This is a genomic window from Synechococcus sp. PROS-7-1 (assembly GCF_014279795.1).
Taxonomy (GTDB): Bacteria; Cyanobacteriota; Cyanobacteriia; order PCC-6307; family Cyanobiaceae; genus Synechococcus_C.
Genome location: NZ_CP047945.1, coordinates 1937969 through 1960241, shown reverse-complemented (window position 1 = coordinate 1960241; position 22273 = coordinate 1937969). Strand labels below are relative to the sequence as shown.

The following is a 22273-nucleotide window of genomic DNA, read 5'->3' as shown; positions in this document are numbered from 1 at the left end:
AATTCAGGCGACGCCGTACATGCCGTTGTGGACGGACCGATTACCGCACGGTCCCGAGGCTGATTCTCTCGAGACGTGAACCGTTCCGAAGGTCTTCGCCCTCCATGATCAGCTCTGCCTGTTCATCGATGTGAAATTGCAGTTTCAAACAATCCTCTCCCGGCTGGCCGGGTGGATTGAGCATGAGCTTGAAGCAAGGCGAGGGACGCTCCTTTACTTCTGCAGCGCCGGGGATGCGTTCGATCACTTGCGGAAGTCCATCGATGAGTCTCACCTCATGGCGAGCCTCCAGCTCAGGTTCGCCCAGGACGAACTCAATGGTGGTTTGCTCTGCCGCACTGGCACTCAGCACGAGCTCAAATGGCTGGCTTGATGGCCAGGGCTGTCCTGCCACAAAGAGGGGATGCCAGTGATGTCGATTGCTGCGACGGTCCCAGCAGCGCAACGAAATTCCCCGTTGCAGAAGATCGAGAATCCGCACTCCCGGTGTGAGGCTGAGGGCACCGCAGGCGACGGCTTCCATCGGCGGCGGTGTGCGCAGTGGAACCGGACTCATGAAGCTGGTGAGCCACGAGCGCAACTGAGGAAGATGAGCGCCTCCACCCACCATCACAACAGCGTTGAGGTCGCTGCGGCGACAGCCGTGAACCTCGGCAGCCCGCAGGGTCTGATTGAGAAGCTCTTCAAGAAGCTGGAACAGTCCCCGTTCCTCCAACAGCTGAGTGAACCGTTTGCGGTTCATCCGCAAGGTTGTGGGTGCTGTTAATTCGGGACTACTGGCGAGTTCCGTCAGTTCTTGTTCATCGTTGATGTCGGTGCTTGAAAGCCGGCATTTGAGCCGCTCGGCCGCATCGAGAAGGGCGGTGTGTCCAGCGCCCTCCGGTGGGAGGCCTTGCGGCTGGAGCGCGTCGAGGATCCATCGGTCCAGATCTCTCCCCCCCAGCGCGATCCCTGCTTTTCCAAGTACGCGCGCTTGGCGGAGGGCCTGGCGACTTTTTGTGAGGTTTCGGCTCTGGAAGCGCAGCAGCTGCGCCAGAGGTGCTGCGCGTCCTTCGCCACCCTCTAGAGCCACAAGGGATAGATCAAGGGTGCCTCCGCCGAGGTCAACAACCAGCAATTTCGCGCCAGCCGGTAACCCTGCACCAAGCGCTGCGGCGGTGGGTTCATCCACCAGTGCGATCTCGGGAATTTGCAGCGACTCACAGGCTTCTAGAAGCCACTGGCGGTAGGCCGATCCAGCCTCCACCGGTGCGGTGAGCACGAGCCGATCAATGGTCAGATCCTGGGGAATTCGCTTCCAGATTTCCTGAAGCAAGCGAGCCCCTGCCTCATCAGGACTGAGCAGTTGACGCCATGGCGAGGGGACGGGAAGGCCGATCCAACGCTTGAAGTCACGGTGAAGCTGGGGAACATTACGGTCACCGAGACCGCTTTCCAGCACCTGCCGGCCCGCCAGAACGCTGGGAGAGTCTCGTTCATCAAGCCAAAGCATCGAGGGCACTTCTCCCTCTTTCCGGCTGATCGGCGCCAGGTCAATCAGCTTGATGCGCGCATCGTTGCAGGCCTGAAAGGCCACCACGGTGGTGGTGCTCCCCAGATCGATTGCCAGGGTCCCGCGTCCGGAAAGATGAAGGTTTTGTTCGCCAGCGAGGGGCTTCGCCATCCCCATGGGCAGTTTGGAAGAAGGATGAGGCTACGGGGATCTGCAATGGATCGGTTACGTCGACTGGTGTTTTCCTTTTATCGGGAGGAACCTGAGATCGAGGCGGAGTTGGAACCCCTCCGGGACTGCCGGATGTCGCGGAGCTGGGGAACCATCCGCGTGGAGTGTGTTGATGCTGGTCATCTTGAGGAGGTGAGTGCATTGCTCAGCCACTTGCGGCGCCCGTTGGTGGCCATGGGCCTGGGGCGTCAGATCGTGTTGCGCGTGCCGGGTCGACCACAACGTTGCTATCCGATGCACGTTCCTTTCCATAGCGACCTGTTCACATAAGATTGAAGATTCCTAGGAACTGGGCATGCTCACGGCCGGTGTCGACCATCAGGATCTTGCCAAGCGGGGGGAAAGCCTCATTCGTCAGTCCAGCAATCGTTACCTGACCACGGTTCGCATTGCGTTTCGTGCCAAGCAGCGTCGCTTTGATGACTTCGATGGATTGCTCGAGGAATCCAGTGTGAAGCCTGTGCAGCGAGCCATCGTTGAGCTCAGTGATGAGCAGGATCAGCCCGATCTCCTGCCGGGATGATTCAACAGGAGGGTCCAGGCTGGAGACTGGCCAGAGACCCTCAGCGCCATCCCTACGGCGCACTGATCGGTGGGGAGACCTGGGCCATTGAGCTCACCGAGTCCGAGGCCGGCGCGTTGGCCTCGGTGATCAAGGATCTTGTCGCTCAACATGCTGCGCTTCGTGGGCAGTTGATGGATGAGGAGCAGATCACGCTCGAGCTTGAACGCGCCCCTTGGTGGGGATGTCTTGAGGGAGATCGTCGATCCTGGTCCTTGCAGTTGATTCTGAGACCTGCCGATGTCTGCGAGCGGGGGGTGGAGGTGTCTTGGCCAGCTCCAGCGGCAGAAGCAGCGGCCGCAGCCATGAGAACGCTTTGGGACATCTCCAATGATCAGCTGAACTGATCATTGGAGATGCATTGAATTTTCCCGAGACTTTTCCGCGCTTATTTCGGCGTTTTCCACAGTGCTGGGCGCGGTATCGGCCTTGCAGCCTTGCTCTGTGGAAAACTTGAGCCAATTGGTGCAAGCGGGTTGACGAAGGTCCTTGTTGCAGGCCTGTCGTTCAACCCGGCAAATGCCCCGCTGTGAATGCTGTCTGCCACTGAAATCTCATCGGGAGAGTTGTTGGGATCGCTGGACGAGCGCTGCCTTGACGCGGCGGCATTCATGTGGAGAACTGGTAGCCATTGGAAGGGATTGCATGCATTTGGTTGACCAAACTGTCGCGACAGCAGACCAGCGGGTTCTGGCTCCTGAAGGATTGGATGAATCAGGAACCGTGAGCTTTCAGACGCAGCTCCCCCAGCCTCTTCAGCAGGCCATGGTGGGGTTCGTTGAGCGTTGTCCCAACTGGGATCAGTACCGCCTTGTGCAGGCTGCAATCGCTGGTTTCCTGATTCAGAACGGTGTCGAATCCCGCGAGATCACCCGTCTTTATGTGGGAAGCATGTTTCGGCGGGAATCCCTGTCCCAGGGGGTCTGAGTCCGGCAACTGGCCATCAGGAGCAGGGCTGAGAGCGGAATGCTCAGAAGAAGTCCCAGGCAGGCGCCCATCAGCCCGATCAGGTTGACGCCCAGGAGGAGCCCGAGCAGGGCAAGCACCTTGATGCGGTTGGCTTGAACAATTTTCCGGCTGTGCTCCATCGCTGCCAGGGGGCGATGCCCGTGATGCACCAGCAAGGGAAGGGCCAGGATCTGGCTCAGGGCCCAGGCCGACAGCGCCAGGAGTCCGATGACAAGAACCGCTGTGGATAAAACTCCGCTGTGGGACGCGATGAGCCCGCTCAGGATTCGGGTCACATTCAAGCCTCCGAGGAACACCACCCCCTCGAGCAGAACGAGCGCTGTGGTTTGGCGCAACAGCCAGCGAAGAGGTCGCCCCTTGCTGGGATTTGCCTCCGCTTCGGAGCCAGCGCCCGTCGGCAGAAGCTGGTCGGCCAGGCGCAGCAGCGACACCAACGGGCCGAGTGATGCAGGGATGGTGAGCACCAGCAAGGCGTTGCCCGTCATTTCCAGGCCTCTGTGACCGCTCTCCTGCAGGTCCCGAGCCAGCACGCCAAGACCGGTCAGGACGATCAGGGTGAGGGCGGTCAGCCCGACGCAGTGCCAGGGAGCCTTCCCGAACCCGATCCAGGCTCTTGGAATGATGGTGGTTAGCGGCAAGCGCTCGGCGCTGGACGCCTGATCCGGGTCACTGAAGAGGGCCAAGTCGCTTCAGCAGATCGTGGGCGATGGGCTCGTCGACAGGGAGGATCGACAAGCGATTGCCACGCTTCACAACGGCCAATTCTTCGGGTTGGTACGACTGGCGCAGATCATCGAGGCTTAAAAGGCTTTGAAACCGGCCCTTGTAGGTGAGTCGAACGCAGTCCCAGCGGGGCGCGTCCGGCTTTGACGCTGGATCGTGATATTTGGAGGAAGGATCGAACTGGGTGGGGTCAACAAGACCCGTTTCGCTGACCTCCATCAGACCAATGATTCCTGGGGGCTTGCAGTTGGAGTGATAAAAAAAAGCCTGATCACCAATGGCCATCGTGCGCATGAAATTGCGGGCCTGGTAATTGCGAATTCCATCCCAAAGGGTGGTGTGCTCTTGTTGGAGATGGTCAATCCCGTAGACATCGGGTTCGCTTTTCATCAACCAGTAGGCCACGGATTTCGAAGGGTTTTCCGCAGCCTAGGGATCTTTCACCGCGTTGATTAACTGCCGGAAATGATCGCCTCTCGCCTCGAAGTTCGGGTATTGGTCGAAACTGGCACAAGCCGGTGACAGCAGCACGCTGTTGGCCTGGCAGGCCTTGGCAAGGCTCAGAGCCTGCGGCACGGCAGTGTCCAGGTCGGGGCGGTGAATCACAGGACCTTTGAAGCCTGCGGCCTCGATCAAATCGGCAAGTTCCCCGGCACCTGCTCCAAACAGCACCACACCGCCCACTTGAGATTGGAGCAGTTCCAGCCATGGACCTGCATCGCCCTGCTTCGTCTGACCGCCGGCCAGGAGCACCACTGGTGCCGGCACGGACCGCAAACCCACGGCGGCGGCGTCGTAGTTCGTGGCCTTGCTGTCATTGAAGACGGGAATGCCGCCGACGGATCCCAGTGGTTCGAGCCTGTGCGGTACCCCGGTGAAGCAGCGCAGCGCCGCCTCGATGCTGGAAGCAGGTACACCTGCTTCCAGAGCAGCAGCGGTCACCAAAAGCATGTTCTGGCGGTTGTGATCGCCGGGCAGGGGCAAGGAATCGGCAGGGAAAAGTAGTTGCTCTCCCTGGCTCACCCAACCCTGCGCGTTCACGGTGATCGGGGGGAGTCCCCCTTCCGGACTGTGACCTCCGCAGGACACCCAGCGAAGGCCGGACCGTGACCATTGGCCGCAGTGGTGGTGGATATCGGGGTCATCCGCATTCAACACGGGGATCTCTGCCCTTTCGAGGAGCCCTCGCTTGATGGATCGGTAAGCCTCGATGGTTCCATGCCTTTCGAGGTGATCAGGTGTGAGGGTTGTCCAGATTCCGATGCGCGGCGACACCTCCTCAGCGGCTTCGATCTGATAGCTGCTCATCTCCATCACGACCCAGTCGGGTTTGGGCCTGATCCCTTGCAGCACTTCGAGGGCCAGTTCGGCTGCGGAATGCCCCACGTTGCCGGCCATGGGCGCTTCCAGGCCGGCATGGGCCAGCACGTGCTGGAGAAGATGGGTCACCGTGGTTTTTCCGTTGGTTCCGGTGATGCCAATCCAAGGAATGTCTCGGAGGGCATCCCAGGCCACAGACATCTCACCTCGGACCCGGAGGCCACGGGCACGCAGGGCATTGAGGGTGGGGTGATTCCAGGCAATTCCAGGACTGATCACCACCTCCCCGGCACTGTCGAGCCAGGGGGCGAAGCTGTTGAGCTCCAGAGGGCATCCCAGTTCGATGGTGATGTTCCTTTGGCGCAGGGCATGGGCTTTGTCTCGCAACGCTGGTTCATCACCCCGTTCAAGCACGACGACGTCGCACCCTTGAGCCTGCAGCAGCCGAGCCGCACCTGAGCCGGAACGCCCCAGGCCCACGACGACGGTCCGTGCCATCAAGAAACTCCTCTCCCACCAAGGGAAATGGGCGATACTGGAATCGAACCAGTGACTCCTACCGTGTCAAGGTAGTGCTCTACCTCTGAGCTAATCGCCCGCATTGTCACCCTTCAGAGAATCTGCGGTGATCGGATGGATCGAAGTCCACCGGGTGGAATTGAAGTTAGCAGCTCACCGGCGCATCATTTCGACGCGCCAGCGCTCACGCTTGGTCAGCGTCAGGCTCAGCACCTCCACGCTTCCCCGGTCTTGAAGTTGCAGTTGATCGCCCACCTTGATGTCTCGACTGGCCTGACGGATCGCTCCCCAATTCAGCCTGAGACGTCCTTCCTTGATCTCGCGCGTCACCTTGGAACGGGAGAGTCCAAAGCCAGCTGAAGCGATGGCATCCAAACGGCATGACGCCTCCACGCTGCGCAGCAGTCGCGGGGTTCGTTGGGCTGGCCACTGCAAGGCTTCGAGAGGAACCGTTTCCAGGAGAAGCGGCACATCACGAACCTGTCCGGTCAATCCGTTGAGATGCTCTCCTGCTTCTGGAGTACAAACGGCTTGCGCTCCCCGGTCACCCCGTAGCCAAAGATCACCAATGGCATCCGCGCTCACATCGAGATGCATCAGTGCCTGGCGCATGTCATCGGGTTCGGCGCGGTCAAAGAGAAAGTTGCCTTCCAGGCGGAGACCACACATCGGGGCTGATTCCGAGTCCGTCTCCTGGTCGCGGCGGCTCAGCTGAAGTCGACAGCGCTCGGCGCCTTCCCGACCTCCATCGCGCACCATCCGCAACTCCGAGAGGGCTTCCAGCTTTGCGGCATCCTCCAGTTCAGGGCCGCTGAGAAAGGGACTCCAGCTCGGTTGCCAGGTGCGCAGCACCTCCTCAGCCTGATCGAGCAGCCGAGCCATCACCGGCCGATGGGCAGAGCCAGCGAGGAGCGCATCTCTGGGGAGCGTCATAACTCACTCAGTCGCACGACCTGCTGCGGGCGGACCTTTTGAACGAGCGTCCAGGGAAGCTCCACGCCTGGCCGGGTCTCGAGCAGAAGTAACCAGGCATTCTCTTTGTGACGGTTGCGCAGAATTCGCACCCCGTCTTCATTGTCGGAGGGAACGCTGGCGGCAGCGGCGTAGCTGCCCATCAGGCCGGATCCCAGGCCCAGCAATCCTCCAAGCACCATTTCGCCGATCGTTCCGAAGCGGGCAAAGGTGTCGAGCGTTGTGATCTGAGTAAACGTTGCTCCGGCCAGGAAACCGAAGGGCATCAGCCAGCGCGACATGGAACGCTGACGCCTGTTTCTGGCCAGGTTTGGATTCAAAAGGTCGACATCGTCCATGCGCTCTGCTGTAAGGCCACCGGAGGAGGTGAGTTCACCGTCGGGGGCCACAAGGGCCACCCGCAGTAGATGGGTGCCTGCATCCCGCAATGACGTCACCAGGCTTTCAGCGGCGTCGCGTTGACTCAGCACCAGGACACAGACGGGCATGGACAGACTCGGCGCGTCGGCTCATTCTCCATGGTTCGACGCTGAATCAGGGGGCTGCGACGCAGGGTGATCTGCAAGGTCCCAGGGAGCGATCGGATCAATCTCTAGAGTGGATAGCGGCTTTCTCCCGCCGCTGGATGACCAAAGTTCTCGTTTCAGACCCCATTGATCAGGCGGGGATCGACATCCTCGGGCAGGTGGCTCAGGTGGATCAGCGAACGGGCCTGTCGGCCGAGGAGCTGAAGGCCGTGATCGGTGAATACGACGCCCTGATGATCCGCTCAGGCACTCAGGTGACGGCGGATGTGATCGCCGCCGCTGATCGTTTGCGCATCATCGGCCGGGCTGGCGTGGGTGTTGACAACGTGGATGTTCCCGCTGCGACCCAGCGAGGAGTGCTTGTTGTTAACTCACCCGAAGGCAACACGATCGCGGCGGCTGAGCATGCCCTCGCGCTGCTTCTGTCCCTGTCGCGTCATGTGCCCCAGGCCCATGGCTCCATGCGCGCCGGTGCCTGGGACCGCAAGAAGTACGTGGGAAATGAGCTTTACAAGAAGGTTCTCGGCGTTGTCGGTCTTGGAAAGATCGGCTCCCATGTGGCTCGGGTCGCCAAGGCGATGGGAATGGAGGTAATCGCCTTCGATCCCTTCATTTCTGCCGATCGCGCCCAGCAGATGCAGGTGCGGCTCACCACGCTCGAGGATCTGTTCCGTCAGGCCGACTACATCACGCTTCATATTCCCCGCACGCCGGATACCGAAAACCTCGTCAATGCTGAGCTGCTCCGCTCGATGAAGTCCACGGCCCGCATCGTGAATTGCGCGAGGGGCGGAATCGTGGATGAAGCGGCTCTGGCCGAAGCGATCGAGAACGGTGTCATCGCTGGGGCAGGGTTGGATGTGTATGCCTCAGAACCGCTGGCTGAGGATTCTCCGTTGAGGACCGTGGAACTCGGATTGGTCCTGACCCCTCACCTTGGCGCCTCCACTGAGGAAGCCCAGGAAAATGTGGCGACGGATGTGGCAGAGCAGATTCGTGATGTGCTGCTCGGTCTTCCAGCGCGCAGCGCTGTGAATATTCCCGGGCTGAGCGCGGAGATCATGGAGCGGCTCAAGCCCCATCTCCAGCTCGCTGAGACGCTGGGACTGCTGGTAAGTCAGCTCAGTGGCGGGCAGGTGCAGGAGCTTGAGGTGAGGCTTCAGGGTGAATTCGCCCTCCATCCCTCACAGCCTCTGATGGTGGCAGCGCTGAAGGGTTTGCTGACCAGTGCTCTCGGCGACCGCATCAACTATGTGAATGCCTCTCTGGAAGCCAAGGGACGTGGCATTCACGTGCTGGAGGTGAAGGATGACGCCAGCCGCGACTTCGCCGGTGGATCGCTGCAGCTGACCACTCGCGGCGGCCAGGGAGGGCACAGCGTGACCGGTGCTGTGTTCGCTGATGGTGAGCTGCGGGTGACCAACATCGATGAGTTCCCTGTGAACGTGCCTCCCAGCCGTCACATGCTCTTCACCCGCCACCGGGATATGCCCGGGATCATTGGCCACCTTGGCTCACTGCTGGGTGAGCACAACGTGAACATTGCCTCCATGCAGGTGGGGCGGCGGATCGTGCGCGGGGATGCCGTGATGGTCCTGAGCATCGACGATCCGATTCCGCCGGCGTTGCTGGCCACGATCAACGGGATCAACGGGATCCAGGAAGCGCATCCCGTCACGCTGTGATGTGGTGGCGCCTGTCTCTGCCACTGCAGCCAGAGCTGGAGGAATCCCTGCTCTGGAAGCTCACGGCCATGGGACTCCACCGGGTGGCGGTTCAGCATGCCCCTGAGGCCCCAGATCAACGCACGCTGCTGGCCTGGCTGCCTGCCCATGAGTGGCCGGAAGACCAGCGCCTTCAACTGATTGGGAGTCTCTCTCCCCTCGCAGAAACATTCGGCCTTCAGCTGGCCACCCCGCAATGGGACGAGTTGGCTGATGAAGATTGGAGTCGCAGCTGGAAGCAGCACTGGCAGCCGGATCCTGTCGGGAAGCGGCTACTGATCCTTCCCGCCTGGCTCAGCGTTCCCGAGGAGCATGCCCAGCGCCTGGTGCTGAAGATGGATCCCGGGAGTGCTTTCGGGACCGGGAGCCACCCCACAACGCGATTGTGCTTAGAGGCTCTCGAAGCAGCACCTCCCCAAGGGCTGCGGGTGGCTGATCTCGGTTGTGGCAGCGGAGTGCTTGGTCTGGCGGCACTGGGTCTGGGGGCCCGTGAGGTGATGGCTGTCGATACCGACTCCCTGGCCGTGCGAGCCACCTCCGAGAACGCTGCTCTCAACAATCTGGCCCCCGACGCGCTGCGCGTCCGTCAAGGGTCTCTGGAGAGTCTGGAGCCCCTTTTTGCCGGCAAACCTGCCGATCTTCTGCTCTGCAACATCCTGGCGCCGGTGATCGAAGCCCTGGCACCGGGCTTCGAATCCATCCTCAGCGCCCAGGGGCGGGGACTTCTGAGTGGGCTCCTCGTGGAGCAAGCTCCACGCCTAACGAATGTGCTGGAGGCATTGGGCTGGTCGGTGCAGCATCTCGACAGCCAGGGACGCTGGGGACTCCTGGAGATTCGCCGGCAAGTTCGATAAGCGGGGCTTATGTAAGCGTCGGGTTTGATTGGCCTTGCCCCCAATGCTCGGTTGAAGCGTGTAGGTGGAGGCCGGTCCGATGTAGAAGGGTGCGGTCCTGCGAGTCCGATTGCTTCGGGTCTCTGCACACTTCATCCATCCATGGCTTCTTACAAGGTCACTCTGGTCAGCGAGAGCGAAGGTCTCAACAAGACCATCGAGGTTCCCGACGATCAGTACATCCTCGATGCCGCTGAAGAGCAGGGCATCGACCTGCCCTACTCCTGCCGCGCCGGCGCTTGCTCCACCTGTGCTGGCAAGATCACTGCTGGCACCGTTGACCAGTCCGATCAGAGCTTCCTGGACGACGACCAGATCGAAGCTGGCTTCGTGCTGACCTGCGTGGCTTACCCCACCTCTGACTGCACCATCAAGACTCACGCCGAAGAAGAGCTCTATTGAGCCCCTCCTCCAACATCAGCTCTCTCTGACGGGAGAGCCATCAGCCACCCCCAGGGGTGGCTTTTTGTTGGCAGTGTGGTGTGTGTCTGGCCGATCGAAGGATGTCCTCCGCCACCGCTGCTACGCCCCTGCGACCTGAAGTTGATGGGCTTCTTGCCCACGGCACGGTGCATACCAGTCCTGGCGGCCAGTACAGCTTCAGGGTGATCGGTCCCTGTTGCCGGCTATTCGATCGCAATGAGCTTCCCTGGCCCTGCTGTCGGCTTGTGTGGCGCAGCAAGGAGCCGAGTTGGCGTCGGGTAGGACGTCGTTTTGTTCCCGACCTTGCCTCCCGTCGTTGCCCCTCCTATGTGGTCGAGCTGCTCCAGCCCGGCTCCAGGCCTACGGCCACCGTGCTGACGCTGTTTTCCATGCGCTTCACGCCTGAGCTTCAAGAGTGGTGGTACAGCCGCCACCCCCGCTCCTTCGATGCGGCCAATCAACAGCCTTGATCAAGCCCGGCTCTTGCAAGCCATCAAAAAAGCCCGCCGGATGGCGGGCTTCCCTTGAACATTCACCGTGAATGCCTACGGGGTTCATCAGAAGTAAATCTTGCCGCCGCCCCATTCCTGGCCCAGTACTTTCGGTGCCACAAGGATGTAGGCCGACATCAAGCGGAGATCCTCATCCGTGAGGTCACGCATGGCGGGATACAGATCGCGGCTGCGCATGCTCGGGTGCAAGTCAGCAATGCTGTACTCGCCGTCGTAGGAGGTGGGGTCTTGGAGGTAGTCCACCAGAGCTGCCACATTGTCGCGGGCTGGTGTGGCCAGGGCCAGGGTTTCAGGGTCGAGGCCAACGTTGTGGTTGGTCTTGGTGATGCCGCCGGCATGGCAGGTGCCGCAGCTGGTGTTGAACACCTTGCGACCAGCCTTGACCTGCTGCTCCGTAAAGGTGACAGGACTGCCTTCGGCGTCGGCGGGAACCGTCAAGGTCTCCGCATCCCAAGAAGCGGCCTGGGCAGGGGTGCCGATCACCAGGACGGCGAAAGCCGACAGCACGATCAGCAGTCGGCTCAGGGAGCGACGCAGGTTGGGGAGAAAAGAGGCCATAAAAATGCCGGAGACTGATGAAGACAGCGCACAACGCTCTTGTATCACGGGGTGGGATCCCCCCGTGGGTGATCTCGCTCAGGCGATCACGAACTGTTGCAGCCCGACGGCTGCATCTGGGGGGTTACCTCGATCGAGAGGAAGTCTTTGGCGAGCACCGTGGCTGGAAAGATCGCCTGGGCTTCGGCCAGTAGATCGTCTGCAGTGACCGCATTCCCAGGGGCATAACGGGGGCTGAGGTGGGTCAGCACCAGCTGGCTGACACCCGCTTCCGCTGCCGTTTGTGCCGCCATGGTGCTGGTGGAGTGCTGGCGTTGGAATGCCATCTCCGCCTCGGCATGGGAAAAGGTGGATTCGTGAATCAGGAGATCCGCCCCCTGCGCCAGCTCTACGGCGGCTTCGCAGAACACGGTGTCGGTGCAGTACACCACGCTGGCCCCGCGACGCGGAGGGCCGCAGAGGTCGCGGCCGTCAATGCTGCGGCCATCCTCGAGGGTGACGGTCTCGCCGCGCTTCAGTGCGGCATAGACAGGCCCCGGCGGGATGTTCAGATCCCGGGCTTTGGCCACGTCGAACCGACCGGCCCGTGGCTTCTGATCCACCCGGTAGGCATAGGCGGGCACCCGGTGATCCAAGGGGGTGGCCCGCACCTGCAAATCGTCGTCCTCGAAGACGATCCGTCGTGCTTCGGCGGCTCCGCGCACCGGATGCACGGCCAGCGGGTAGCCAATCCGGGTGGAGCTGGTGCGCAGAACGCCCTGCAGGTAGGCATCCAGGGGATCGGGTCCGTAGAGATCCACCCCGGCGCTGCTGCCGCTCAGGCCCAGGCTGGCCAGGAGCCCCGGCAGCCCGAACACATGGTCGCCGTGCATGTGGGTGATGAACACTCTGCGCAGCTGAGAGAGGCGCAGATCGCTGCGTAGAAACTGATGCTGGGTGCCTTCCCCGCAGTCAAATAACCACAGCTCTGACCGTTGCGGCAGTCGCAGCGCCACGGCAGACACATTGCGGGCGCGGGTCGGAACTCCGGAACTGGTGCCGAGAAAGGTGACCTGCACGGCGGGGTGGGCTCAATGGCCAATCTGCCACGCAGACCTGGCTCTCCCGCGATGGGAGGGGCACACTGGGCGCCCATCTGTTTTTGGAGTGCCGACGCTCGTCTCCATCCTTCGACCAGGGCTCAGGGCGGCATCGCTGGCTCCCCTTGCCGTGATCGCCCTCGTGAGCGAGCCGCGGGCTGCGGTGACCGCCCAGGAGCCGATGATGCGAGTTCTCGTGGCCGAAGGGCAGGCGCTGCAGTTGAGGGCCGACGACGCGCTGCCGCTTCGGGTGCGCGGGCTCGGTGGACAGGAGCGTTCTGTACGGCGGCTGTCGGTCAGCCTCCATGGCGGCGCACTGCTGCTCGATGGCCTTGGCCAGGCGCCCTCTGTCCGCGTGTCTACGGATGATCCGCGGGGGCTCTGGCTTGGCAAGCGGCGCTATCGCGGGGATGTGGTGCTTCTGCCCCGGGGCGGTCGCGTGATGGCCATCAACCGGCTCGGGATCGAGACCTATTTACCCAGCGTGGTGGGCAGTGAGATGCCGGCCAGCTGGCCTCTCGCCGCACTGCAGGCCCAGGCGGTCGCCGCTCGCACCTACGCCTTGCGGCAGCGTGGCAAGAAGGGCGATTTCGATGTGAAAGCCACCGTTGCCAGCCAGGTGTACAAGGGCATCGAATCCGAGACGCCACGCACCCGGGAGGCCGTCGATACCACCCGATCCTTGGTCTTGGTGCATGGGGGGCGCCTGATCAATGCGGTGTTCCACAGCAGCTCGGGGGGCGCCACGGAGCCCAGCGGCGAGGTGTGGCGTCAACAACTCCCCTACCTGGTCAGCGTTCGTGATCACGATGACCACAGCCCTGTTCATCGTTGGAACAAGCGCTTCGACGTCAGCGATCTGCAACGGCTCTTCAAGGAGACCGGTGGTGTGGAGGGGGTGCGTGTCCTGAGCACCAGTTCCACAGGACGGGTGCGTTCGGCTCGCATCCAGGGGCCGAGGGGTGCCTTGGTGCTGTCAGGGCGCGAGCTGCGTCAGCGCCTTGGTCTCAAAAGCACGATGGTGCGCTTCGACATGGTGCGTGATGGCGATATGGAACGCTCTCCAGGAATCCCGTTGGATTCCGAGCCGACCCGCGAGCCGCCGGCTCTGATCGGCCTGTGGAGCGATTCGGCCAGCGGTTCCAGTGAAGCTGAGGATCCGGGGTTTGCGCCACCACTACCACCACCACCTGTGCAGTCGCCTCGCAGCAGCCTCGACCGACCGAGCAGCCTTGTGCGTCCGAACAGCCTTGTGCTTGAAGCGCGGGGACAGGGGTATGGGCATGGCGTGGGCATGAGCCAGTGGGGGGCTCACGGGCTGGCTGAGCAAGGGGCTGATTTCCGCCAGATCCTTCTGCACTACTACCGAGGGGTGCAGATTCGTCCCTACCGGCCTGGCGATGATCCATCGCTGGCATTCAGCCCTCGATCGGAGCCAGCCTGGTGGGGTTGATCCCCGCCCGATCTGTGCCGCAGCTTCCCCCATCCATTTCGGTTCAGCGCCGCCAGGATCCCGCTGCGTTGATGGAGGCGGTGGTGGATGCTCTGGACGCTTTCCTGCAAACGCGTGTTCAGCAGCGAGAGTTCTGGCCCCTGGGACTGGCCACCGGGCGCACGATGGAACCCCTGTATGCGGCGCTTTGTGAGCGACTCAGGGCATGGCCCGCGCCGCATCTGCAGTGGCTGCGGGACCATTGGTGCAGTTTCAATCTCGATGAATACGTTGGTCTGCCGGCCGGTGATCCGCGGAGTTTCGCCGCCTACATGCAGACCCACCTCACGGGGCCCCTTGATCTGCCGTCCGACCAGGTGAGGATTCCTGACGGTATGGCCAGCGATCCAAGCTCGGAGGCCCGTCGCTACAGCACGGCGCTGCACCAGGCGGGGGGGATCGGGCTGCAGCTTCTCGGCCTTGGCAGCAATGGCCATGTGGGCTTCAACGAGCCGCCTTCAGGGTTCGACAGCCCGTGCCGCGTTGTGACCTTGCAGGCAGCGACCAGGATTCAGAACGCTGATGCTTTCGGCGGTGACTCCGATGCCGTGCCGAAGCAGGCGATCACCCTCGGGCTGCAGGAGATTCTCAGTGCCGAGGTGATTCATCTGATCGTGACGGGCAGCGCTAAGGCAGAGATTCTGCGGACGGCCTTGTTGGAGCCCAGCACTGGCCAGGTTCCTGCCAGCTGGCTTCAACAGCATCCGCAGGTGCACCTGTGGGTGGATGATGCCGCCCATTCCCGTCTTTGGGCACCTTGACCCGCTGGCAGTTCTCAATTGACCGCGGCGGCACCTTCACCGATGTGGTGGCCTGCCGGCCTGACGGAGGGCTGATCGTCCGCAAGGTGCTGTCGGTGCAGCCCGGCCAGAGGGGCGATCCGGCGGTGGATGCGATCCAGGCGCTCATGGCGATGGACGGCCTTGGTTCCACATCAGGCATCGAGGAGCTGCGCCTGGGAACCACCGTGGCCACCAATGCCCTGCTCGAGGGCCAGGGCGAGCCGGTGCTCCTGCTCACGAACACGGGCCTGGCCGACCTGCTGCGCATCGGTGATCAGCACAGACGGGATCTCTTCGCTTTGGAGATTCCCCTGCCTCCCTCCCTGATCGCGGCGGTTGAGGAGGTGTCGGGGCGCCTGGATGCGGCGGGGGATGAGCTGGAGCCTCTGGTGATTGATGCCGCTCTCACCAGCCAGTTGCGGGCGCATCGCCGGGCCGGTCTGCGCAGTTGTGCCATCGCCCTGATGCATGCCTGGCGGGAGCCGGCCCATGAACAGGCTCTGGCGGAGGCCGTTCTCGCCGCTGGCTTTGAGACGGTTATCTGCTCCCATCAGGTGAGCCCGCTGCCACGCCTGGTTCCCAGGGGCCAAACCACCCTGGTAGAAGCCGCTGTTCGGCCGGTTTTGGTGGCCTATCTCAACCAGGTGCAGGCTGCGCTGGAGGGACACCCCCGGCTACGGGTGATGACCTCCAGTGGAGGTCTGCAGGCCCCAACGTCTTTGCTGGCCAAAGACACCATCCTGTCTGGGCCGGCAGGGGGCATGGTCGGTGCTGTGGCTGCGGCTCAACAGGCCGGTGTGGGTCATCTCCCCCTGGTTGGTGTGGATATGGGAGGCACGAGCACCGATGTGTTCTGCCTGCCGGCGGGGGCGGTGGATCGGGACTGGGACCGCAGCCCCGAAACGGAGATCGCCGGTTTGCTGCTCACGGCATCGCGATTGCCGATTCACACGGTGGCTGCCGGGGGAGGCTCGATCATTCACGCCGATGCAGGCCGGGTGCTGGTGGGGCCCCGCTCGGCAGGAGCGGATCCAGGCCCCGCCTGTTACGGCAGGGGTGGCCCCCTCACCATCACCGATGCTCATCTGCTGCTGGGCCGGCTGCAGGCTCAGGCCTTCCCAGCGGTGTTTGGGCCGAACCGGGATGCCCATCCCTCCCTTGCGCTCTCGCGGCAGCAGTTTGCTGGTCTCGCTGAGTCATTGCAGCGAACACCTGAGGTTTTGGCGGAGGGGGCTCTCGACCTTGCGGTTGAGGCCATGGCGGCTGCCATCCGTCAGGTGTCGCTGTATCGCGGTCATGACATCCGCGGGGGCGTCTTGATCGCCTACGGCGGTGCGGCTGGCCAGTTGGCCTGCCGCGTGGCAACAGCCCTCGGACTCCGCCAGGTGTTGTTGCATCCCCTGGCCGGGGTGCTCTCGGCCTATGGGATCGGGCAGGCCCGTCAGCGCCAGCTGCGTCAGGCTGCGGTCCGGGAGCCCCTCGCTAGCCCCTGCTTGACCCGGTTGCCTGCGCTGGTGACAGAAGAGCTGGCCTTGGCTCACGCTGCCCTGGAGCAGGTGTGCGGTCGTTCCGTGGCGGTAGGGGAGCAGCGCGTCCGCCTGGAACTCAGGGATGTTGCCGCTGAGCAGGGACTACTCATCGCTCTCGACCCTCCTCCCCACCAGCCTTCCCTGGAGAGTCTGCGGGCAGCCTTTGCCCAGGCGCACCAGCAGCGCTTCGGGTATGCCCCATCCCCAGACACCCAGTTGGTGGTTGAGCGGATTGAAGTGGAGGTGCTGGCTGCGGAGGACGCTCAGGGGCAGGACAAGAACGCTCGTTTCGAGGATGGCGGCCATCTCGCCAGCGTTCCTGATTCGGCCATGGCGCATTGGCCGCAGACGGGATGGTGTGCCGTTCCGGTGGTGCAACGGCTGCAACTTCCTGTGGATCAGCGTCTGGAGGGTCCGGCATTGATCCTTGATCCCACGGCTGGAACCGTGTTGGAGCCTGGCTGGTCAGCCCGAAGATTGCAGAACGGCAGCCTGTTGCTGGAGATGGTCGGGGCGGTGCCAGGGGCTGCGGCGATGCCTGTTGGTGCCCGTCGCGAGCCATCCTTTAGCCAGAGCCCCGATCCTGTGGATCTGAGCCTGTTCCATCACCGTTTCATGCAGATCGCGGAACGGATGGGAGAGCGGCTCCGTCAGACCAGCCGCTCGGTGAACATCCGCGAACGGCTTGATTTTTCCTGCGCCCTCTTCGATGGGGAGGGTGCCCTGGTGGCCAATGCTCCGCATATCCCCGTGCATCTGGGCTCCATGGGTGATGCGGTGGCCGATCTGCTGCATCAGGTGCGCCAGGGCGAGCGTCCGGCGTTGCACGCCGGCGACACGATCATCAGCAATGACCCCTTCCACGGCGGGACCCACCTGCCCGACATCACCGCCATTACTCCGGTGTTCACCGACCGAGGCACAGCGCCGTTCGCCTTTGTGGCCTGCCGCGGGCACCACGCGGATGTGGGGGGACTGACCCCGGGGTCGATGCCCCCCTTCAGCAGGCGAATCAGCGAGGAAGGCTTGCTCGTACGCAACTGGTGGCTCGTGCGACAGGGCGTTCTGGATCAAGACGGCTGGGGCGAGCTGTTGCGCCATCAGCCCATCCCCCCGAGGGCTCCAGACCTCCTCTGGGCAGATCTGCAAGCTCAGGTGGCAGCGAACCACCTCGGGGTGCAGCTGCTCGAAACGCTTCTTCAGGCTGAAGGGCGGGCTCGTGTGGGTCTTTATTTCCAGCATGTTCAGGACCATGCGGCCAACACCGTTCGCCGCCTGATCGATCGGTTGCAGGACCGGCACTGCGAGGTGCAGCTCGATAACGGGGCCTGGTTGCGGCTGGCTCTGCGGGTGCAGCGGCACCGTCGCCAAGCGGTGCTGGATTTCAGCGGCAGCTCTCTGCAAGGCGATCACAACTTCCATGCCCCGCTGGCAGTGACCAAGGCCGCCGTGCTGTACGTGCTGCGCTGCCTCGTGGAGGAGCCGATCCCCCTCAATGCCGGCTGCTTTAAGCCCTTGCTGTTGGTGGTGCCGGAGGGCTGTCTGCTCAATCCCCAGCCGCCTGCTGCGGTGGTGGCGGGGAATGTGGAAACCTCCCAGGCGCTCTGCAACCTCCTGTTCGCCTCCGTGGGCGCCATGGCGGCGGCTCAGGGCACCATGAACAACCTCACCTTTGGTGATGGGCGCCGGCAGTACTACGAAACGATCGCAGGGGGTGGCGGTGCGGGGCCCGGCTTTCCTGGATCCTGTGGTGTGCAGACCCACATGACCAACTCCAGGCTCACGGATCCTGAAATCCTCGAACAACGGTTTCCCGTGAGGCTGGAGCGCTTTGGATTCCGCCCTGGCAGTGGCGGTGCCGGCCGTTGGCCAGGGGGTAATGGCTTGGAGCGGGAGTTCAGATTCCTGGAACCACTGACGGCGGCACTGTTGTCGGGCTCAAGGTTGGTGGCACCCTTTGGACTCGAGGGTGGACTTGATGGCGCTTGCGGGGCTGCGGTGCTGACGCGCGCGGATGGTTCACGCGAGCGGCTTCAGGGGTGCGCCCAGCTCGAGGTGAAGCCGGGGGATCGTTTGTTGATTGCCACGCCTGGCGGCGGCGGCTGGGGAAAGCCAGCAGAGACGTCTGTTCCCTGAGCGCTCCACGGCGCCTGCTCACGAGAACAGGGCGTCGTCGATCTCCAGGTTGGTGCTGATGCTGTTCACATCATCCAGCTCCTCGAGTGCTTCGAGCAGCTTGAGGCACTGGCGGGTGGTCTCTAAATCCTGCGGGATCACCTGGGTGAGGGGATGCCATGCATGGGTCCACTCCTGAACCGGCCAGCTCTGCTGCCTGAGCCCGTTCTGCAGGGACTCCAGCACTTCAAAGGGGCCATGGACCAGGGCCTGGCCGTCGTCGTCGAGTTCATACCCATCGGCCTCGAGGTTCAGCAGGCTCTCCAGAAGAGCCTCCTCGCTCGCTGCTTCAGCAAGAATCCTCACCTCGCTCCGATGCTGGAACAGGTAGCTGACGCATCCACTTTCGCCGAGGTTTCCGCCGTGCTTGCTGAAGGCCAGACGGAGTTCCGCTGCAGTGCGATTGCGGTTGTCACTGAGGGCTTCCACCAGCACGGCCATGCCGCCGGGGCCATAGCCCTCGTAGCGGATGGATTCCAGTTTGATGGCCTCTCCGCCTTGCCCTGATCCCTTGGCGATGGCCCGCTCGATGTTGCCGGCCGGAACGCCGGCGGCCTTGGCCTTGGCAATGGCCGTTCTGAGCTGGAAGTTGCCATCGGGATCAGCACCCTGTCTGGCCGCAACGGTGATCTCGCGACCGATCCGGGTGAAGACTGCGCCGCGTTTGGCATCCACCACCGCCTTGGTGCGCTTGATCTGGGACCATTTGCTGTGGCCGGCCATCGGATGCGTTGGCGTCCATCTCTGGCACAGCACGGTACCGACCCGTCATCCGATTCAGCCTTTGGCTTCGAACACCACCTTCGGTCGCAGGCCACCGGCTTCATCCGGTACTCCAATGCCGAGCATGCGTCCGGAGTCGCTGAGCACCACCACCGCGTCGCTCTCAACGTTGACCCCCGGGGTGATCCGTCGCCCGCAGCTCCAGTCTTCCCGCTCACTGGGCGATAACCGACGCTGCGGCAGGTGATGGAGGGCGTCCTGCGGAGGAAGCAGCGGGAGCACCGCCGGATCTGCAGAGGTCACCCCTGGCTCCAGTTGCTCCGGGAGGGGAATCGCCTGGACGTCTTGGAAACCAAGCGCCTGGGTGCGGCGCAGGCTGGCCAGACAGCCGCCACAGCCAAGATTCTCCCCCAGATCTCTGGCCAGTGAACGGATGTAAGTGCCTGCTGAACAGTGCACTTCAACGCTCAGCTGGCCCTGCTCCGGGCACCAGTTGAGGAGGTGCAGGTGGTGAATTGTGATGGCGCGCTCCGGCAGATCCATGTGTTCACCGCGCCGAGCTCTGGCATGGGCGCGTTCTCCATCCACATGAACGGCTGAGACCTGGGGCGGGCGCTGCTGGATCAGGCCGCGGAACGGGGCGATCGCCTGCTCCAGCTCGGCGCTGCTCAAGGCAGGCAAGGGATGGCGTGAAACGATCTCTCCTTCGAGATCATCGGTCGTGGTGGTGACGCCCAGTTGGATCACCCCCCGGTAAGTCTTCTCGCCGGGGAGGTAGGGCAGCAATCGGGTGGCCTGCCCGACGGCGATCGGCAGCACCCCTGTGACCGCTGGATCCAGGGTGCCGCCATGGCCGACCCGACGGATGCCGAGCAGACGCCGGATCCTGGCCACACAAGCGTGGGAGGTGAGACCAGACGGCTTGTCAATCACAGCGAAGCCAATGGGCGCAGTCAAAGGACGGGCAGGAACGGTGCAGGGTTTCGACTGTGGCACCTGGCTCGCACGTAAGTTTGCCCACATCAGCAGGCAGGTCATGCAGCCAGTGATTGCGACCGGAGACGTGTCGATCCAGGAGTTTCTGGCCAGCGGTTTCTCGGTGAAAGACCACCTCGCCTCTTACCTCTCCCTTTCAACGGCTGAGGTTGAGGAGCGGCTTCCACGGAGCAAGGAGGATCTGGCTGCCATGCACCCAGGCGCCTTCGATCCCGAGCGAGCGGAGATGTTTTACGAAGACACCGTGGGCACAGGCCACCTGCTCGAATTGGCGGCCTGGCATCTCAGCAGTGCTGATTACATCGCTGACACCCTGCGCTTGCAGCAACAGTTCGCCCATGGGGATCTGTTGGATTTCGGTGGGGGCATCGGCTCTCATGCGCTGGCTGCCGCTGGCTTGAGCGACGTGCGGCATGTGTGGTTTGTTGATCTCAATCCCCAGAACCGGGCATTTGTTGCTCAACGCGCTGCAGCTCTCGGACTTGCGGATCGACTCTCCGTGCATCGCGATCTCGACAGTCTTCCCAGCCAGAGTTTCGACACGGTGGTGTGCCTGGATGTGCTGGAGCATCTACCCGACCCGGCAGCCCAGCTGATGGAGTTTCATCGCCGCCTTCGTGCCGGTGGCCGGGCCGTTCTGAACTGGTATTTCTTCAAAGGACACGAGGGTGAGTATCCGTTCCATTTCGATGACCCAGAGCTGGTCGACAGCTTTTTCCGTTGCCTGCAAGGGCATTTCCTGGAGGTGTTCCATCCCTTGCTGATCACAACCAGGGTCTACCGTCCGCTCGAGATCTGAGCAATCCAATGGCGCAGTCCCAGGGCCAAGGACGATGGCTGATCAAGCTGATCGTGCTGAAGAAGGTTTTTCTTGCCCTCGTGCTTCTGGCGATCAGCTTTGCTGCATTGTTCGGTCAAAGCCATTACGCCGAACTGTCCGATTTCGCCCAAACCTGGGGACAAGCCGATCGCGAACTGCTGTCCCACATGGCGGAGCAGGGCACCCTCCTCGGTCCCACGCGCCTGATTCGGCTGGCGATTGCATCAGCGGTGTATTCGGGGCTGATTCTGTTGGCCGCTTGGGCCACCTGGACAGGTCGGCATTGGGGAGAGTGGCTCTTGGTGGGTGTCCTCGCGCTGGCTCTGCCCCTGGAGGTGATCCATCTGCTCCATGAACCAAGCCCCAGAACGGCAATCGTCCTGGGGCTCACGGTTCTCGGGATGGTGTTCACCCTGAAACAGGCGATGCGCTCATCCCGTCACCACTAGGGAGTGGCGTGGTGCTCAGCCGGCTGCGGTGGCCACGTTGATCCGCTTGCGATTGCGAAGGCCGCGGCGGATGGTCTCGAATTTCACCACGCCGTCCGTCAGAGCGAACAGGGTGTCGTCTTTGCCTTGGCCGACATTGACACCGGGAAGAACGGAGGTGCCGCGCTGACGAATCAGAATCGAACCGGCAGTGACCGTTTCGCCGCCATAGGCCTTCACGCCAAGGCGTTTGGAGTTTGAATCGCGTCCGTTACGGGTTGAACCTGTGCCTTTCTTATGTGCCATGGGGTGGTGAGGAAAATCGTGAAGGGGCTAAGGGGTGGTTCGAGTCAGCTGATGGCTTTACCGCCGACGGAGATGGACTGAACCATCACCCGGGTGAGTTCCTGCCTGTGACCATTCTTACGACGCGTTTTCTTTTTGGGTCGCATTTTGTAGACGATCACCTTGGGCCCACGGCGATGGGCCATCACCTTCAGTTCAACGCTGGCATCCTTGACATAGGGCTTGCCAAGGGTGGCCCCCTTGGAGTCCTTCACAAGGAGCACGTTGTCGAGGGTGACCGTGGCATCGACATCGGCCTGAAGGCGGTCGAGATCGTAGTAACGGTTGGGTTGCAGCCAGAACTGCTGGCCCGAGGCCTCAACGATGGCGTAGGTCCCGGTCTCGGGAGCATCGGATCGGCTGGTACTGGTTTCGGCCATGGAACGAGAGGACGCAGTCAGGCTCGGCGAACCGATTTGGCCTGAACCGCAATCGAAAGACAAACAAAGATCTTCGGCCTTCGCAGCCCCCTTCGTCAA

25 protein-coding genes and 1 tRNA gene are annotated in these 22273 nt (G+C 62.6%); 13 read left to right on the top strand and 13 right to left on the bottom strand.

What is annotated here, in order from left to right; genetic code table 11:
• Positions 1 to 40: 40 nt before the first annotated feature.
• Positions 41 to 1669 (bottom strand): Hsp70 family protein, encoded by a 1629-nt coding sequence (locus tag SynPROS71_RS10735; RefSeq protein ID WP_186595030.1) that lies wholly within the window; start codon positions 1667 to 1669, stop codon positions 41 to 43.
• Between the two features lie 39 nt (positions 1670 to 1708).
• Here SynPROS71_RS10735 and SynPROS71_RS10730 point away from each other — a divergent pair, with 39 nt between their 5' ends.
• The 4 genes from SynPROS71_RS10730 (at position 1709) to SynPROS71_RS10715 (ending at position 3212) form a co-directional block, all read left to right on the top strand.
• A complete protein-coding gene (locus SynPROS71_RS10730) occupies positions 1709 to 1993 on the top strand; it encodes a hypothetical protein (RefSeq protein ID WP_186583289.1) in 285 nt (94 codons plus the stop codon).
• A 25-nt stretch (positions 1994 to 2018) separates the two neighbouring features.
• Positions 2019 to 2246: a DNA-directed RNA polymerase subunit omega gene (locus tag SynPROS71_RS10725; protein ID WP_006043334.1), complete on the top strand. Its 228-nt coding sequence runs from the start codon at positions 2019 to 2021 to the stop codon at positions 2244 to 2246.
• Positions 2243 to 2632, top strand: a complete 390-nt coding sequence (locus tag SynPROS71_RS10720; protein WP_186595029.1) for a DUF1818 family protein — start codon at positions 2243 to 2245, stop codon at positions 2630 to 2632. The genes SynPROS71_RS10725 and SynPROS71_RS10720 overlap by 4 nt, the downstream gene beginning before the upstream one ends.
• A gap of 298 nt (positions 2633 to 2930) precedes the next feature.
• Positions 2931 to 3212 (top strand): DUF2811 domain-containing protein, encoded by a 282-nt coding sequence (locus tag SynPROS71_RS10715; protein ID WP_255442124.1) that lies wholly within the window; start codon positions 2931 to 2933, stop codon positions 3210 to 3212.
• Here SynPROS71_RS10715 and SynPROS71_RS10710 read toward each other — a convergent pair.
• The 6 genes from SynPROS71_RS10710 to SynPROS71_RS10685 all read right to left on the bottom strand — a co-directional run bounded on the left by SynPROS71_RS10710 (position 3164) and on the right by SynPROS71_RS10685 (position 7276).
• The gene (locus SynPROS71_RS10710) at positions 3164 to 3937 is read right to left on the bottom strand and encodes a hypothetical protein (protein ID WP_186595028.1); all 774 of its coding nucleotides are present in this window, start codon (positions 3935 to 3937) and stop codon (positions 3164 to 3166) included. The two genes, SynPROS71_RS10715 and SynPROS71_RS10710, sit on opposite strands and share 49 nt — an antisense overlap.
• Positions 3921 to 4367, bottom strand: coding sequence for an EVE domain-containing protein (locus tag SynPROS71_RS10705; protein WP_186598047.1), 447 nt, complete (start codon positions 4365 to 4367; stop codon positions 3921 to 3923). Before SynPROS71_RS10705 ends, SynPROS71_RS10710 begins: the two co-directional genes overlap by 17 nt.
• A gap of 39 nt (positions 4368 to 4406) precedes the next feature.
• A complete protein-coding gene (murD, locus tag SynPROS71_RS10700) occupies positions 4407 to 5795 on the bottom strand; it encodes a UDP-N-acetylmuramoyl-L-alanine--D-glutamate ligase (protein ID WP_186595027.1) in 1389 nt (462 codons plus the stop codon).
• 28 nt (positions 5796 to 5823) lie between these two features.
• Positions 5824 to 5895 (bottom strand) — tRNA-Val (locus tag SynPROS71_RS10695).
• A gap of 74 nt (positions 5896 to 5969) precedes the next feature.
• Entirely contained in the window at positions 5970 to 6749 is a 780-nt protein-coding gene (locus SynPROS71_RS10690) for a photosystem II S4 domain protein (protein ID WP_186595025.1), read from the bottom strand.
• Positions 6746 to 7276: a hypothetical protein gene (locus SynPROS71_RS10685; RefSeq protein ID WP_186595024.1), complete on the bottom strand. Its 531-nt coding sequence runs from the start codon at positions 7274 to 7276 to the stop codon at positions 6746 to 6748. The genes SynPROS71_RS10690 and SynPROS71_RS10685 overlap by 4 nt, the downstream gene beginning before the upstream one ends.
• Positions 7277 to 7413: 137 nt before the next feature.
• Here SynPROS71_RS10685 and serA point away from each other — a divergent pair, with 137 nt between their 5' ends.
• From serA to SynPROS71_RS10665, 4 genes are all read left to right on the top strand, one after another.
• Positions 7414 to 9000: a phosphoglycerate dehydrogenase gene (gene serA, locus SynPROS71_RS10680; protein WP_186595022.1), complete on the top strand. Its 1587-nt coding sequence runs from the start codon at positions 7414 to 7416 to the stop codon at positions 8998 to 9000.
• Positions 9000 to 9893, top strand: coding sequence for a 50S ribosomal protein L11 methyltransferase (gene prmA / locus SynPROS71_RS10675; RefSeq protein ID WP_186595020.1), 894 nt, complete (start codon positions 9000 to 9002; stop codon positions 9891 to 9893). Before serA ends, prmA begins: the two co-directional genes overlap by 1 nt.
• Before the next feature lie 141 nt (positions 9894 to 10034).
• Positions 10035 to 10334: a ferredoxin gene (locus SynPROS71_RS10670; RefSeq protein WP_006043345.1), complete on the top strand. Its 300-nt coding sequence runs from the start codon at positions 10035 to 10037 to the stop codon at positions 10332 to 10334.
• Positions 10335 to 10435: 101 nt separating this feature from the next.
• The gene (locus SynPROS71_RS10665) at positions 10436 to 10825 is read left to right on the top strand and encodes a hypothetical protein (RefSeq protein ID WP_186595018.1); all 390 of its coding nucleotides are present in this window, start codon (positions 10436 to 10438) and stop codon (positions 10823 to 10825) included.
• An 87-nt stretch (positions 10826 to 10912) separates the two neighbouring features.
• Here SynPROS71_RS10665 and psbV read toward each other — a convergent pair whose 3' ends face one another.
• Together psbV and rnz are read right to left on the bottom strand one after the other, a co-directional pair.
• Positions 10913 to 11425, bottom strand: coding sequence for a photosystem II cytochrome c-550 (gene psbV / locus SynPROS71_RS10660; protein ID WP_186595016.1), 513 nt, complete (start codon positions 11423 to 11425; stop codon positions 10913 to 10915).
• An 86-nt stretch (positions 11426 to 11511) separates the two neighbouring features.
• Positions 11512 to 12483 carry a ribonuclease Z gene (gene rnz / locus SynPROS71_RS10655; protein ID WP_186595015.1) on the bottom strand — a complete coding sequence of 324 codons (972 nt, stop codon included), beginning with the start codon at positions 12481 to 12483 and terminating at the stop codon, positions 11512 to 11514.
• Positions 12484 to 12571: 88 nt separating this feature from the next.
• Between rnz and SynPROS71_RS10650 the strand changes: the two genes are divergently transcribed.
• The 3 genes from SynPROS71_RS10650 to SynPROS71_RS10640 are packed head-to-tail and all read left to right on the top strand — an operon-like array spanning position 12572 to position 18443.
• Positions 12572 to 13957: a SpoIID/LytB domain-containing protein gene (locus SynPROS71_RS10650; RefSeq protein WP_186595014.1), complete on the top strand. Its 1386-nt coding sequence runs from the start codon at positions 12572 to 12574 to the stop codon at positions 13955 to 13957.
• Positions 13948 to 14757: a glucosamine-6-phosphate deaminase gene (locus tag SynPROS71_RS10645; protein ID WP_186595013.1), complete on the top strand. Its 810-nt coding sequence runs from the start codon at positions 13948 to 13950 to the stop codon at positions 14755 to 14757. Before SynPROS71_RS10650 ends, SynPROS71_RS10645 begins: the two co-directional genes overlap by 10 nt.
• The gene (locus SynPROS71_RS10640; protein ID WP_186595012.1) at positions 14754 to 18443 is read left to right on the top strand and encodes a hydantoinase B/oxoprolinase family protein; all 3690 of its coding nucleotides are present in this window, start codon (positions 14754 to 14756) and stop codon (positions 18441 to 18443) included. The genes SynPROS71_RS10645 and SynPROS71_RS10640 overlap by 4 nt, the downstream gene beginning before the upstream one ends.
• 18 nt (positions 18444 to 18461) lie before the next feature.
• Here the strand turns inward: SynPROS71_RS10640 and SynPROS71_RS10635 are convergent, their stop codons facing one another.
• Both SynPROS71_RS10635 and truB read right to left on the bottom strand, forming a co-directional pair.
• The gene (locus SynPROS71_RS10635; protein ID WP_186595011.1) at positions 18462 to 19205 is read right to left on the bottom strand and encodes a YebC/PmpR family DNA-binding transcriptional regulator; all 744 of its coding nucleotides are present in this window, start codon (positions 19203 to 19205) and stop codon (positions 18462 to 18464) included.
• A gap of 54 nt (positions 19206 to 19259) precedes the next feature.
• Positions 19260 to 20162 carry a tRNA pseudouridine(55) synthase TruB gene (truB, locus tag SynPROS71_RS10630; protein ID WP_186595010.1) on the bottom strand — a complete coding sequence of 301 codons (903 nt, stop codon included), beginning with the start codon at positions 20160 to 20162 and terminating at the stop codon, positions 19260 to 19262.
• A gap of 79 nt (positions 20163 to 20241) precedes the next feature.
• On the opposite strand from truB, the gene SynPROS71_RS10625 reads away from it, so the two are divergent.
• Together SynPROS71_RS10625 and SynPROS71_RS10620 are read left to right on the top strand one after the other, a co-directional pair.
• Positions 20242 to 21000, top strand: a complete 759-nt coding sequence (locus SynPROS71_RS10625; protein WP_186595009.1) for a bifunctional 2-polyprenyl-6-hydroxyphenol methylase/3-demethylubiquinol 3-O-methyltransferase UbiG — start codon at positions 20242 to 20244, stop codon at positions 20998 to 21000.
• Positions 21001 to 21008: 8 nt separating this feature from the next.
• A complete protein-coding gene (locus SynPROS71_RS10620) occupies positions 21009 to 21470 on the top strand; it encodes a DUF2127 domain-containing protein (RefSeq protein ID WP_186595007.1) in 462 nt (153 codons plus the stop codon).
• Between the two features lie 15 nt (positions 21471 to 21485).
• On the opposite strand, the gene rpmA is transcribed toward SynPROS71_RS10620, so the two are convergent.
• Positions 21486 to 21755 carry a 50S ribosomal protein L27 gene (gene rpmA / locus SynPROS71_RS10615; protein WP_186583253.1) on the bottom strand — a complete coding sequence of 90 codons (270 nt, stop codon included), beginning with the start codon at positions 21753 to 21755 and terminating at the stop codon, positions 21486 to 21488.
• A gap of 44 nt (positions 21756 to 21799) precedes the next feature.
• On the bottom strand, positions 21800 to 22174 hold the full coding sequence (gene rplU / locus SynPROS71_RS10610) for a 50S ribosomal protein L21 (RefSeq protein WP_186595005.1): 375 nt from the start codon (positions 22172 to 22174) through the stop codon (positions 21800 to 21802).
• Positions 22175 to 22273 lie beyond the last annotated feature (99 nt).

What these genes read in the sequence shown, in the direction of transcription:
- SynPROS71_RS10735 (WP_186595030.1), bottom strand. Translation starts at nt 1,669, where the DNA reads ATGGGGATGGCGAAGCCCCTCGCTGGCGAACAAAACCTTCATCTTTCC.
- SynPROS71_RS10730 (WP_186583289.1), top strand. Translation starts at nt 1,709, where the DNA reads ATGGATCGGTTACGTCGACTGGTGTTTTCCTTTTATCGGGAGGAACCT.
- SynPROS71_RS10725 (WP_006043334.1), top strand. Translation starts at nt 2,019, where the DNA reads ATGCTCACGGCCGGTGTCGACCATCAGGATCTTGCCAAGCGGGGGGAA.
- SynPROS71_RS10720 (WP_186595029.1), top strand. Translation starts at nt 2,243, where the DNA reads ATGATTCAACAGGAGGGTCCAGGCTGGAGACTGGCCAGAGACCCTCAG.
- SynPROS71_RS10715 (WP_255442124.1), top strand. Translation starts at nt 2,931, where the DNA reads ATGCATTTGGTTGACCAAACTGTCGCGACAGCAGACCAGCGGGTTCTG.
- SynPROS71_RS10705 (WP_186598047.1), bottom strand. Translation starts at nt 4,367, where the DNA reads ATGAAAAGCGAACCCGATGTCTACGGGATTGACCATCTCCAACAAGAG.
- murD (WP_186595027.1), bottom strand. Translation starts at nt 5,795, where the DNA reads ATGGCACGGACCGTCGTCGTGGGCCTGGGGCGTTCCGGCTCAGGTGCG.
- SynPROS71_RS10690 (WP_186595025.1), bottom strand. Translation starts at nt 6,749, where the DNA reads ATGACGCTCCCCAGAGATGCGCTCCTCGCTGGCTCTGCCCATCGGCCG.
- SynPROS71_RS10685 (WP_186595024.1), bottom strand. Translation starts at nt 7,276, where the DNA reads ATGCCCGTCTGTGTCCTGGTGCTGAGTCAACGCGACGCCGCTGAAAGC.
- serA (WP_186595022.1), top strand. Translation starts at nt 7,414, where the DNA reads ATGACCAAAGTTCTCGTTTCAGACCCCATTGATCAGGCGGGGATCGAC.
- prmA (WP_186595020.1), top strand. Translation starts at nt 9,000, where the DNA reads ATGTGGTGGCGCCTGTCTCTGCCACTGCAGCCAGAGCTGGAGGAATCC.
- SynPROS71_RS10670 (WP_006043345.1), top strand. Translation starts at nt 10,035, where the DNA reads ATGGCTTCTTACAAGGTCACTCTGGTCAGCGAGAGCGAAGGTCTCAAC.
- SynPROS71_RS10665 (WP_186595018.1), top strand. Translation starts at nt 10,436, where the DNA reads ATGTCCTCCGCCACCGCTGCTACGCCCCTGCGACCTGAAGTTGATGGG.
- psbV (WP_186595016.1), bottom strand. Translation starts at nt 11,425, where the DNA reads ATGGCCTCTTTTCTCCCCAACCTGCGTCGCTCCCTGAGCCGACTGCTG.
- SynPROS71_RS10635 (WP_186595011.1), bottom strand. Translation starts at nt 19,205, where the DNA reads ATGGCCGGCCACAGCAAATGGTCCCAGATCAAGCGCACCAAGGCGGTG.
- SynPROS71_RS10625 (WP_186595009.1), top strand. Translation starts at nt 20,242, where the DNA reads ATGCAGCCAGTGATTGCGACCGGAGACGTGTCGATCCAGGAGTTTCTG.
- SynPROS71_RS10620 (WP_186595007.1), top strand. Translation starts at nt 21,009, where the DNA reads ATGGCGCAGTCCCAGGGCCAAGGACGATGGCTGATCAAGCTGATCGTG.
- rpmA (WP_186583253.1), bottom strand. Translation starts at nt 21,755, where the DNA reads ATGGCACATAAGAAAGGCACAGGTTCAACCCGTAACGGACGCGATTCA.
- rplU (WP_186595005.1), bottom strand. Translation starts at nt 22,174, where the DNA reads ATGGCCGAAACCAGTACCAGCCGATCCGATGCTCCCGAGACCGGGACC.